8 protein-coding genes and 2 pseudogenes are annotated in these 11,914 nt (G+C 43.1%); 7 read left to right on the top strand and 3 right to left on the bottom strand.

From position 1 onward, the window contains the following. Window positions 1-1,260 precede the first annotated feature (1,260 nt). The 7 genes and pseudogenes from WKK33_RS06235 to WKK33_RS06205 all read left to right on the top strand — a co-directional run bounded on the left by WKK33_RS06235 (window position 1,261) and on the right by WKK33_RS06205 (window position 7,674). Window positions 1,261-3,486: a RecQ family ATP-dependent DNA helicase gene (locus WKK33_RS06235; protein WP_337932964.1), complete on the top strand. Its 2,226-nt coding sequence runs from the start codon at window positions 1,261-1,263 to the stop codon at window positions 3,484-3,486. Continuing rightward, window positions 3,483-4,616 carry a DNA-processing protein DprA gene (locus WKK33_RS06230; RefSeq protein ID WP_337932963.1) on the top strand — a complete coding sequence of 378 codons (1,134 nt, stop codon included), beginning with the start codon at window positions 3,483-3,485 and terminating at the stop codon, window positions 4,614-4,616. Before WKK33_RS06235 ends, WKK33_RS06230 begins: the two co-directional genes overlap by 4 nt. A gap of 151 nt (window positions 4,617-4,767) precedes the next feature. Then, window positions 4,768-4,875, top strand: coding sequence for a hypothetical protein (locus tag WKK33_RS06225; RefSeq protein WP_337932962.1), 108 nt, complete (start codon window positions 4,768-4,770; stop codon window positions 4,873-4,875). A 267-nt stretch (window positions 4,876-5,142) separates the two neighbouring features. After that, complete coding sequence (locus WKK33_RS06220) at window positions 5,143-5,403, top strand: hypothetical protein (protein WP_337932960.1); 261 nt, start codon at window positions 5,143-5,145, stop codon at window positions 5,401-5,403. Between the two features lie 69 nt (window positions 5,404-5,472). Further along, complete coding sequence (locus WKK33_RS06215; protein WP_337932965.1) at window positions 5,473-5,850, top strand: ATP-binding protein; 378 nt, start codon at window positions 5,473-5,475, stop codon at window positions 5,848-5,850. 396 nt (window positions 5,851-6,246) lie between these two features. After that, window positions 6,247-6,540, top strand: a pseudogene (locus tag WKK33_RS06210) (helix-turn-helix transcriptional regulator). A gap of 669 nt (window positions 6,541-7,209) precedes the next feature. Further along, on the top strand, window positions 7,210-7,674 hold the full coding sequence (locus WKK33_RS06205; RefSeq protein WP_337932958.1) for a hypothetical protein: 465 nt from the start codon (window positions 7,210-7,212) through the stop codon (window positions 7,672-7,674). 558 nt (window positions 7,675-8,232) lie between these two features. On the opposite strand, the gene WKK33_RS06200 is transcribed toward WKK33_RS06205, so the two are convergent. From WKK33_RS06200 to WKK33_RS06190, 3 genes and pseudogenes are all read right to left on the bottom strand, one after another. Beyond that, complete coding sequence (locus tag WKK33_RS06200; RefSeq protein ID WP_337932956.1) at window positions 8,233-8,994, bottom strand: amidohydrolase; 762 nt, start codon at window positions 8,992-8,994, stop codon at window positions 8,233-8,235. A gap of 401 nt (window positions 8,995-9,395) precedes the next feature. Beyond that, the gene (locus WKK33_RS06195; protein WP_330002085.1) at window positions 9,396-9,572 is read right to left on the bottom strand and encodes a hypothetical protein; all 177 of its coding nucleotides are present in this window, start codon (window positions 9,570-9,572) and stop codon (window positions 9,396-9,398) included. A gap of 13 nt (window positions 9,573-9,585) precedes the next feature. Continuing rightward, a pseudogene (locus WKK33_RS06190) lies at window positions 9,586-11,914 on the bottom strand (hypothetical protein); the annotation flags it as partial.

Here is an 11,914-nt window from a genome sequence, read left to right as displayed (position 1 = left end):
CAAGCCTTATTTGAGGCTTGATACCCCGCCATGCCCTTTCGCTGAATAGTTACCGCTTTGCACATGCCACGCCCTACATCCGAAAGACTCATTCAACATTCCACACCCCACATTCAACATTACAAAACCACTTGTCCTGATTTTTGGTTAAAAACTTGTGTCGGGATTTTGCGCGAACCAGAGCGCCAAACCGCCCTTTTTGCGGAATGTTACCACCCGAAATGATCCCAGCGATTGCCGTTAGCCATCTTTCGCACCACAAAACATGCCAAACCGAGACACGAAAGGCAAGCTATCGTCTTGCCTTTAGGCATCTTTGGCATTGCGAAAAGGCATCTTTCGCAACGCCAAACACCAAAAATCATCAGCCAAGCATCACCTTAACCACACAACCACCTGACCACCAACCTATTACAAAAACGCACCAAGAATCGCGTATTTGCGCCAAATCTTTGTATCGCGAAAAACAAACGTGTAGTTTTCGCTATAGATTGTTACAAAAAATTGCCACTCACCCCCCACTGCCTGCGAGACCCCCACCCTCCCATTATAGCATAGCGGCCACGCGACCAACCTTCTTCATCCGTTCCACAATCGAAGGATCCTTCCTCGCCTCATGCATATTAAACCAAATCCGTCTTTAGGAATCTATCTGACTAAAAGCAACTCCTCGCGCCGCCACTCCATAAAAGAACACGTAAGCTGACTGCCTGCGAATGCGAACGGCACAAACCACCTCTGAAGCCAATAAGGCAGCAGAAAGAGGCCCATTGGAAAAGTCACAAACGCATTAGAGTACAAACTCGAATCGACGTATCTATTTCAGACAACAAAGATTTCTGCAAACTTTTTTTTAGGAATTTGGTCTTTGTCTCGTTTTTGTGGATTTGGCCTTAGATCCCCTCAAAAAGCGAATAGAAGAAATCGCAGACCGCCTCGCAGTTTTTTTTGCCGCCCCACAAGGCGGCTTGGCTAAAATAAATTAGTAGACCCTAGGTAAACGTTAAAAGTACGTTCTTACAGGTGGTTATGAGGCTTGCTCTTTTCTGAGAGCTAAAACAAAAGGTAGGAAACTTTAGTAAATTGGACATTCTAGTCGCTCTCAACTGTTAAAATGCAACAAAAGAGCGAAGAATATTAAATGATGTTGATTGTATTTCAGATTTTACGACTATCTTTGTAGGCATAATACGACAATCCTAATTGGGGATAGTCGAATATTTAAGAAGCATCCGTATAATAACGGAATCAAATTAATTTATGACAGATCTAATAACCAGGAAAGAAGCTGAAATCAGACTGAAGTCAATCTTCGGTTTGGACCACTTTTATGACGAACAATGGACAGCTATAGAACGAATACTCCGAGGAGAGCGTATCCTTATGATTGAACGCACCGGTTTCGGAAAATCTTTGTGTTACCAGTTCCCTGCTACTCAATTTGAAGGTGTAACCGTCATTTTTTCTCCACTGATAGCACTAATGCGCGATCAGGTGAGAAGCCTTCACAACCGAGGTATTTCTGCTGCATACATAAATTCAGAACAATCTTATGAGGAGAACCAGGAAGCTATCCAGCGAGCACTGAATAATGAGATCAAGATTCTTTATATTGCACCAGAAAGACAAGAAAACGACGAGTGGATAGAGGCTACCCGACAAATAAAGCTTTCAATGATAGTAATTGACGAAGCCCACACCATATCTACGTGGGGACATGATTTCAGACCATCATTCCGAAGGATTATCAATTTAGTACAGTTGCTTCCAAAACATTTACCAATTCTAGCCACCACTGCAACAGCAACAAAAAGAGTTCAGCAAGATATTGAGCAGCAGATTGGAGGACAGTTGACAACAATTAGAGGAAATCTTGTAAGGCCAAATTTTGAGCTTCAGGTACTTAAAGTACAATCAGAAGACGAGAAAATGATATGGTTGGCACAGAATATAAATTCAATTAACGGTACAGGTCTGATATATACAGGTACCAGGGTTGATACTGAAATTTATGCAAAGTGGCTTCAGTTCGTAGGAGTAAATGCCACAGATTACAACGCGGGTTTTGACGCAGAAACACGCAAGTCTATCGAAAATGGACTGATGGAAAACCAATGGAAATGTGTTGTGTCAACTAATGCTTTGGGTATGGGCATAGACAAACCAGACATTCGCTTTATCATACACACCCAGATGCCAGTATCACCAATTCACTATTATCAAGAGATTGGTCGTGCGGGACGTGATGACAAAAAAACACGAATAATCTTGTTCTACAATGAGAATAGCGAAAGTGGAATAGCCGCTGACTCAAAACTCCCACTTTCGTTCATTGAAGGTGCGCGTCCTACAACGAACAAATATCAAAAGGTTATTGATTTGTTACAAGAAGGGCCCTTATCAGAAAGAGAGGTTATGAAAAGAGCTAATCTCAAGCAAACGCAAGTTAGAGTAATCAAGGCAGACCTGATAGACCAAGGAATTGTAAAAGAGGTTTTGTACAACAGAACCAAGAAACTTGAATATCAGTTTAACGCGCCTGCTCTAAATACAAAACATTTTGAAGAACTGAGGGATGCCAAACTAAAGGACCTCCATTCGATGGAACAGTATGTTTATACAGATATGCCAAGAATGAAATACCTATGTGCCTTCCTTGATAGTGACGAACAAATAAATTACTCAAATTGTGACAACACTAATTTGGAGAAACTCCACATTACTCATTCTCCAAGTTTATCTGCAAGGTTGGAAGAATTTAGGGAAACCTATTTCCCTATTTTAGAACTTGCTTCATGGACAACAAGAAAAGGAGGTATTAGAGTTTGCATTCCATCTCCTAACAAAACCTTAATAGAGAAAACTATTAAAGATGAGAATGGAGTTGTGATTGGACATTCTGTGAACGAGTATTTCAATCGTATTAAGACCTCGGATTATACCACAGAAGAAATTGAAATTATTAAAGAGCATTTAGGAAAGGCATCCCGTATGGTAAACGGATGTGCGGCATCATATTATGGCGTATCAAATATAGGTGCGGCATTGCACAGAAGCAAATATGAAAACGGAGGAGATTTTCCTGACTTCCTATTAAAAAAGACTTTATCAGTATTTGGCAAAAAGTTCAAAGGAAATCATTTTGACCTTGTAATGTATACACCTCCAACAAAGTCTGGTGACCTTATGAAGAACTTTGCTATTAAGTTTGCTCGTGTTATAAACGTCCCTGTTAGTCACGATCTAATTAAAATACGCATAACACAAGAACAGAAAATATTTCAGAATTCATATAGTAAAAAGGAAAATATTTCTGATGCATTTGATGTCGATGAGGATGTGATAAAAGGGAAATGTATAGTATTGCTTGATGATATATATGACAGTGGCGCAACACTAAAAGAAATCGGAAAATTACTCACAAATAAAGGAGCAAAGTGTATTGTTCCTATAGTAATAGCAAAAACAATAGGAGGCACATTATGATAAAACAAGAATTGACATATTGGGTGACACTTGCATTAATTCCAAAGATGTGGACAAAACGCAAGAATGAGATATACGTGAATTGCTTTAAACACAATCCGCAGATATCAATAATTGAATTATTTGAAGATTCTTCAATTTGGGAAGAAGTTGGGCTTAACGAAATTGAGAAAATTCAGTTTGAAGAGTCAAGAGCACAATTAGCTAATAACTCCTTTCTTGTTGATGAGTTGATGGCTCAAGGCTATGATATCCTGCCAATCACGCACGAAGATTATCCGAAACTACTAAAGGAAAATTTAAAGTTCAACGCCCCAACCGTAATATATACCAAGGGGAACATATCTTTATTACAGGAACCTTCGATAGCCATTGTTGGCTCAAGGAGTGCAAATGTGAAGTCGCTATCCTTTACTGACAATATTGCAAAGAATGCTACAAAAAACAATAAAGTCGTTGTTAGCGGATTTGCAAAAGGAGTGGATCGTCAAGCATTAGATTCTGCTGTTGAAACAAATGGAAAAAGTATTATCGTACTGCCACAAGGTATTATGACTTTCGGATCTGGTTTTAAGCAGTATTTTAAGCATATTGTCCAAGGAAGGGTTTTAGTGATGAGCACTTTTGCCCCAAAGGCTCCGTGGTCTGTAGAATTTGCCATGGCACGTAATCCTATTATTTATGGAATGGCATCAGAAATATTCGTAGCACAAAGTGATGAAAAAGGTGGCACTTGGTCTGGTGTAATTGACGGTTTGCGTAAGAATCGATTAATCTACGTCAGATACCCAGAAAAGAACGAAAAAAACGCAAATCTGCTACTTATTCAAAAAGGTGCGTCTGCCGTAGATGTTACAGGTAACATAATATCGTTGAGCCCAGAAGAACAGAAGACACCAGAACAATTGAATAAAGAGAAACTGGATTCTGAATTAATTACGATACTTAACAGTGTTGAAAAACTTTCTGCAAAAGAAGTCATTACTCGATTACATTTGAGTTGGAAGGATGATAAAATGAAGCGATACCTTAATAACATGGAACAGGTAGAAAAGATAAAAGTAAGGAATCGTATTTATTATCGTCTAAAGGGTAACACTCAGTTGGGGCTATTCGATGGTCAAATATAGACTTGTTCGCAAGCATACCAACATTAAATCTTGTATAGCTAACAAGAAGAATAATATGATAGGAAATATTGATATACTGGTAAAAGAACTCAGCTAGCTTACAAAGGAAATAGGCTGGGTTGAGTTCAAGCATAACAACTGTGAACCTACGATGATTGGTGAGGACATAAGCGCCCTTGCCAATAGTGCTACATTGAACGACCGTGACTACGCCTATATGATATGGGGCATAGACGACTGTACGCATGAGATAATCTGAACAAAAGTGCGTCTGCAACTTGAAAAGAAAGGTAAGCAGGAGTTAGAGAACTAGCTTCGTTATCTTCTTTCTAAAAATGCGGATTTTGAATTCTATAGTACAGAAATAGACGGTATGCATGTAGAATTGATTAGAATCCACAAGGCACTTAACGAGCCGGTTGCATTTCTATATTAGCAGTGGTAGCTACACTAAAAAGTTGCATGAGTTTCCTGTGTTCCGTGCACAGTTGTGGGACAAGTTGCACCACGCTCAGTCCGAAGATGTATGCGGACCGATCAGAGATATGAAGACATCATTAGGCTGCTTCAGGTAGATGCCTATTTTACGTTGCTGAAGATACCTCAGCCTGTGGAAAAGGATGCAGTGGTGCATTATCTGAAAGAGGATGGCATTATACAGAAGCAGGATAATGGTTTGTACTCTATTACTAACCTCGGTGCCATACTGTTCGCAAAAGACTTGAATGAATTCACTAGATTGAGCCGTAAAGCGATGCGCGTGATTCAGTACAAGGGAATAAACTGACTGTTGATTCAAAAGGAGGAACCGTTTAATCAAGGGTATGCCGTATGCTTCGAGAATATAGTACGCTATGTGAATGCGCTGCTGCCAAGCAGCGAGGATGTGAATGCCGTTCCACTGTCAACAACAAGCAAGTTTCCTCTGCCTACTGCGAGAGAAGTCATAGCAAATAGCCATATTCACCAAGACCTATATATAACAGGGACAACTCCTGTAGTGGAGATATTTGACAACCGCATTGAGGTGACGAATCCGGGTACGTCATTAGTAGATGTGCTCCGTATAATAGACAACCCTCCCAAATCAAGGAATGAAAAACAGGCATCGCTCATGCGTCGGTTGAAGATGTGTGAGGAGCTTGGCCGTGATGGGACAGGATGGTGTTGGCTTGTGAAGCACAATATTTGCCTGCTCCACATATCGAGGTATTCCAAGACAGCACCAAAGTAACGCTCTTCTCTGAGATGAGTTTCAGCAACATCCCCATGAAAGATAAGCTATGGTCGTGTTATCTCCATGCTTGTCTTATGTATTTACAAGGTGATGCTTTGACAAACAAGTCACTCAGAGATAGGTTTGGCATTCCTGAAACTTCCTCTAGTAGTTCGTCTAGATTAATCAAAGAAGCAATCAATAAGCACCTCCTAAAAGTGCTTGACCTAATACCGCTCCTCTATATATGAAGTGCATAAATTTAACTTGCCTGTAACTTGCTGGCGATTTGCTAACATGAGAACCAAAAGTTGCGCAAAGATTGCTAAAGTACTGTTTGCCAGCGTTGTAAGTTTGTAAGTTCGTAATTTTAATTTGCCAGTAACTTGCTAAAGAAGAAAAATAGATACAGATATGTTATTCGGAAAGAAGATTAGAGAATTAAGAGATGAGCATGACGTACTGCAACGCCAGTTGGCTGCACTATTGGAGATAGACACCCCGACGTTCAGTAAGATTGAGCGTGGTGACAGACGGGCAAAGCGTGAACAAGTTATTAAGCTAGCAGAGTGCTTTCATCAGGATGAAAAGAAAATGCTTACCTTATGACAGGCAGATAAGTTCATTGATGCGGTTGAGGATGAACAGGAACGTGACCTCTACAACGACGCAATAATTGTTGCCCAAGAACAAATTAAAGCATTGTAAAGTATGGAGATAGACATCTTTCCATTGCTCCTTCGAAAAGAGGGGGATAGAACGGAACATTGATAAGGGATTCCTTGGTATAGTCATCATCTTCTTTATGTCATTGCCGTTTACAAGACGGCTCTGTGGATAGTGGGTAGAGACAATGACTTTGTATGATTCCTGCTCGTAATACAGATATTCATAGGTTACTACGCCCTGTTCGTGCTTTTTCTTCATAGATTGAAGACTGGACTCTATGCCTATTTCAAGTCTCATCACAAAGACTGGAACAATCGAGCTGATCGTGAGGAGATGGAGGAACACATTGCTCAGAACAATGAGCAATTTCAGAAGAAGGCACAAAAAGAGGCGATGAACAAAACGCCTAAGAACGCTATTTCAACGGCAGATTCTCCAAAAGTGAGGAACGATGTTGAGTGACAACAGAGACATTGACAAATCTACAACTCAAACGTGACATTCAAAAGGCACATGACGAGTTGGAGGGGTTCATTAACCACGTACAGATTGGATTCAACTATGCTGTTTACTGACATACCTTGATTTCCTTGGCGGGCAGTCAAGCCGTCTCCTCTCGTGCTTCAGCCGACATGATAGCAAGTGTCTCAAGGCGGCGTTCAAGATGTATGCGCAACAGAAGAAGATATTTGACGAGAACGTCCGCAGATGCGCCGACCGCATCGTCAGCATCTACCAGCCGCACCTCCGACCATTGTCAGGGGCAAGGCGAATGCCAAGGTCGAGTTCGGAGCGAAGGTTGGCGCCAGCATCGTGAACAGTTTCACCTACGTCGACAATCTCTGTTGGGACGCCTACAACGAGTCGTCCGACCTCGCCACGCAATTGGAACTCTATAAAAAGCGCTACGGCATGCTGCCACAAGAAGTACAAGCGGACAAGCTCTACCTCGGGAAGGTGAACAGGAATCTTATCAAGGATTGTCATGTTGGCTGTTACAACCACCCGCTTGGACGACCTCCCAAGGAAGAAAACAACGGGCATGCTGAGAACAAGAAGATGGCCATCGGAGAGACAGAAACGAGGTGGAGGCCACATTCCGAACCTCAAAAAGGGTTTACCGGGCAAACGACATCAGGGCGAAACTTGACGACACGGCTTGCACAAGGATAGGAGCTTACTTCTTCACTAACGTAATGTAGTTCCTTAGGAGACTTCTTTGTCTCGTTTTTGTGGATTTGGCCTTAGATCCCCTCAAAAAGCGAATAGAAGAAATCGCAGACAGCCTCGCGGGAATTTTTGCCGCCTTACAAGGCGGCTTAGCTAAAATAAATTAGTAGACCCTAGTACGTGCGAAAAGCAGACTTAACAGCTATTCGCACTCAACATTCTCAAAAGTCAATGGGCGCATTCGTCTTTTCTGTCAACACGGCTACGCCCAGCGTCTCACGCCTGCTCTCACACGAGCCCGCCCCTTCTCATACCTTTTGTTGCCCCTCGTCTCACACGAGCCACAAGCATCTCTATCTGATCTTACCTTCCTAATTCACAAACATCTGTGCGTTTCGGTTCTTCTGTGCCCTCTGTGGGGGAACTATCCCGCTTGTTCTTTGGCGCCTATGATGCAAAGGTCGACTCCCACAGACGTTTGACAATGTTGAAGGTTGAGTGCTGAATGTTCATTCAACACTCAACAAAATTCATTCCACACTCAACACTCCACATTCAACATTATAATTCACACAACCTGAAGGCGTCGGCGTCGTGGAGCACGGGGAACTGCTTGCGGAAGGCCATCAGGCGCGGCATGTTGAGCTGGGCCGTGGCCGACGATTCCTGTCCGTCGACACATGCGGCGAGCAGAGTGCCCTGAAAATCGACGATGGCCGAACCTCCGTTGTAATTGACCTGCGCCCTGCCCACACGGTTCACACCAACCACATAACACTGGTTCTCGATGGCGCGGGCACGCAACAGGAGGTCCCAGGCCTGACGGCGCCCCTCAGGCCAGTTGGCCACATAGAGCACCAGATCGTAGTCGTCGTGGTTGCGACTGAACACTGGGAACCGAAGGTCGTAGCATACCTGCAGCAGGATGCGCACGCCACGCCACTCTACGACAACACGATCACGGCCTGGCGTGAACGCCTTGTCCTCGCCCCCATAGGTAAAGAGGTGCCGCTTGTCGTAAAACACAACCTCACCGTCGGGCTTCACAAAGTAAAACCGATTGTAATAACGCTCACCCTCCCGGATGGCGATGCTTCCCGCCACCGCAGCTTGCGTGGAGGCCGCCATCGCCGCCATCCACCGCAGCGAACCGCCATCGCCCTCGGCAATGCCCTCGGGCTGCGTGGCAAAGCCCGTGGAGAACATCTCCGGCAACACAATGAGATCGGTAGGGCCAAGGTGCTCAATCAGCTGACTGATACGTTGGCGGTTGGCCTCGGGCTGCGCCCAGAGGATATCGGTTTGAAGAATGGTGATGTTCATACTTTGCGGTGTTGGGTTAGAAACTATCGTGTGGCGCGGGGAGCCATTCGTGTTATGCCTTCACAAACGCTGCCGCCACGCACACTTTACATGCTGCGTAAAGTTACAAAATACTCGTGACAGTAAGTATCAAGAAAGCGGAAAATATCATTCCAACAAGCCCATCAACTATCGACTCAACAATCCATTCTTCTAAACAAACCATCACCAAGCCAACGGATTCATCACGCAAAAGTAACGCCATTCAGCAAATTAGGAGACAACGAATTAACCAGAAAAGAGCACAAAATAAGCAATAGCACAATAAAGCCACATGATTGGACGATTTAATCACACCATGGCGAGCCTATCTACGAAAAGAGCGCATGCCTTGGAGGTATGCGCTCTTTTCGTGAGGGGGATTAGTCGTCCCAAACGGTATTGACGGTATTCTGTTTGGCAAACTCGTTCTCCTCGACATCATCATCCTGGGCCATAGTGGATTGGACCCTATCCATGGAACCGCTTCCAGCGAGCATGGGCTCTGTATCAATAGCCTTGGCTACAACGGCCGGCTTGGAATATTCTTTCTTCATCATAGGTTTTCGTTTATTATCTGATTATCACTTTCTTTCCATTCACGACATAAAGGCCTGGAGCAGCCTTGCCGACCACACGCTGCCCAATAAGGTTATAAAGGTCATGCGACTTGTTACGATCCACCTCCACGCCACCGATACCATCGGTAACGCCATCAAAGCGAAAACCCTTGGCATTATGAGCGTCGGCAGAAGGAACGGCCAAATAGGCCAACCCATCCTTCACCTTAAAGGCGCCACCCTCCTCGGCTCCCCAATAGAAGCCCAAGCCTTGCTTGGTGGAGTAATTATTATAGGCCAACTTATAATACCTGTAACCTGTCTCGGGCTCGAATTTGCCCCCCCCAACCGGAGCAGGCTTGAGCATATTGCCCGAGAGGTTAACCTCATAGGAACTCTTAGCGTAATAATAAGAAGCCGTATCTGACTTGCTCTTCAACAACACACCAGTATTGGCAGGAACATAACAACCATTGACCTCGCCATTCTTACCAACTGAAGCGTCGGTAACCGCATAGCTTGCAGACGTTACAGGAATCGGCGATATTATGTCATTCTTAACCGCCAAGCCCGCGACCTCTACATCATCGCCAACAAACACCACATCCCTCGTTGAGCTAAAAGTAGCATAACGTGTGCCATCCGAGTCTATGGCTTTGAAACTCACAGTACGAGGAACAGAGGTGCAATAACCCGAATAATTCACTCCGCCACTGATCTCATAGAAATAGGCTTCTGGAAACCAATTACCTTCACCATATTTATACCAACGTAAGCCTCTATCAGGATTAAATCTCAAAGTAACATTGGGGCTGTATTTATTATTATTATGAAGTAGACCTTCCTCTGAAATACTTATGGTATATTCTTCTTGGGTCATTTGAAAATCGTTATATGTCGACTTCAAATACAAACCATTTTTAGCTTGAGCTTTGAGGGCATTCTTCGTTCCCGACAAAGTGAATTCAATAGGCGGACATTGTGCAACATCCTCGCTCATTCTCCCCCACTTTGGATTTTCATCATGCTTGTAAAAATAATATATTTTCCTATTATCTTCAGCACCTATCACATATTCTGCATCCTTCCTAAATTTGTCAGAATTAAGTTTTGTGTACGTAACTTCATTTCCTGTCTTCTTAGCAAACACGGCATAATAAACAACATCTGCCTTGACAACCGGAGCTGAAGCAGCATCTACAAAAAGGACCGAAGGCTTTTCATTCTTTGAGCCAGAAATGCTTGAATCGGTCCAACCGACAAATTCCTTGTCTTCAATAGCTTGTGGCGCCGAAGGCAACGTCTTAACCTTCTTTCCCTCTGCAACTTTCGAAGATGGATTACCATCAGTATAAGTTTCACCATTCACAAGCCAAGTAACTGTATGATACACCGTAGGAGCAATAGCCGTTCCTGTAAGCGAGATAACCTTAGCAGTAGCACCATCCGAAGAAATCGTAAGCTTCGCTTGATGTTTTCCTACAGACGTAGGAGAATAAGTAACCTTAACATCTGTTTCTGAGATCTCTCCCTCATTGGGTGAAACGCGTGCAGGTTGAACCGAGAATCCCTCACCATCAACAGACAGCACAGCATCCGAGTTAAGATTTCTACCCGATAATTGAAAGCTGATTTCCTTGCTCTTACCACTCACAACAGAACCAAAATCAAGAGTGCTCACGCTGTTCCTTAAAACCGGACTATTAGAAGAGTATTCAATGTCAACCGACTTGATATAAATACTATTCACTGAACAACTTGCATAAATCTGTATGTATCCAGAACATAACGAAGAAGGTTTAAACTCCTCATACCTATCAGTAGTCGTAGCAGGCCCTTGGACCACTTTAGAATCTCCAATAATAGATCCAGATTTCAATGAAGCTAACGAATCATCTACACAAAAAACAGATAATCTGCCTTTTCCATCCTTAGTAGTCGCATAATAAACCTTTACCAAAGATATGTTATCAAAAGAAACCGTAGAATTAGCCAACGCTATGGAACCTCCCTCAATCTTCACATAACTTGTATTTAGATCAGATACTCCTCGTTTAATACAATGCCAATTAGCAGTAACACCATTATTTGTAGCTGTCCAACTAGGACCGTTAAACTGATAGCTTACCGTGTCAGCAAAAGCCTGCACAACACCAGTTAGCAGCATTAGGCATGTTAAGAAAGACACCCTAAAACAACAAAACAAAAATTTTGCACAATATTGTTTCATGTATTTAATGTAGTCACATTGGTAATGATTAATAGAAAGAGCGTTAACATCAAAAAGAAACAAAAAGCCCGAAGACTCGTTAGAATCCTCGGGCTTCGCTCTTTTGAAAGAA

It is taken from the genome of Hallella sp. (assembly GCF_037460745.1).
In the GTDB taxonomy this organism is placed as follows: domain Bacteria; phylum Bacteroidota; class Bacteroidia; order Bacteroidales; family Bacteroidaceae; genus Prevotella; species Prevotella faecis.
This window is presented reverse-complemented; position numbering and strand designations above follow the sequence as displayed.

What these genes read in the sequence shown, in the direction of transcription:
- WKK33_RS06235 (WP_337932964.1), top strand. Translation starts at nt 1,261, where the DNA reads ATGACAGATCTAATAACCAGGAAAGAAGCTGAAATCAGACTGAAGTCA.
- WKK33_RS06230 (WP_337932963.1), top strand. Translation starts at nt 3,483, where the DNA reads ATGATAAAACAAGAATTGACATATTGGGTGACACTTGCATTAATTCCA.
- WKK33_RS06225 (WP_337932962.1), top strand. Translation starts at nt 4,768, where the DNA reads ATGATTGGTGAGGACATAAGCGCCCTTGCCAATAGTGCTACATTGAAC.
- WKK33_RS06220 (WP_337932960.1), top strand. Translation starts at nt 5,143, where the DNA reads ATGCGGACCGATCAGAGATATGAAGACATCATTAGGCTGCTTCAGGTA.
- WKK33_RS06205 (WP_337932958.1), top strand. Translation starts at nt 7,210, where the DNA reads ATGCGCCGACCGCATCGTCAGCATCTACCAGCCGCACCTCCGACCATT.
- WKK33_RS06200 (WP_337932956.1), bottom strand. Translation starts at nt 8,994, where the DNA reads ATGAACATCACCATTCTTCAAACCGATATCCTCTGGGCGCAGCCCGAG.
- WKK33_RS06195 (WP_330002085.1), bottom strand. Translation starts at nt 9,572, where the DNA reads ATGATGAAGAAAGAATATTCCAAGCCGGCCGTTGTAGCCAAGGCTATT.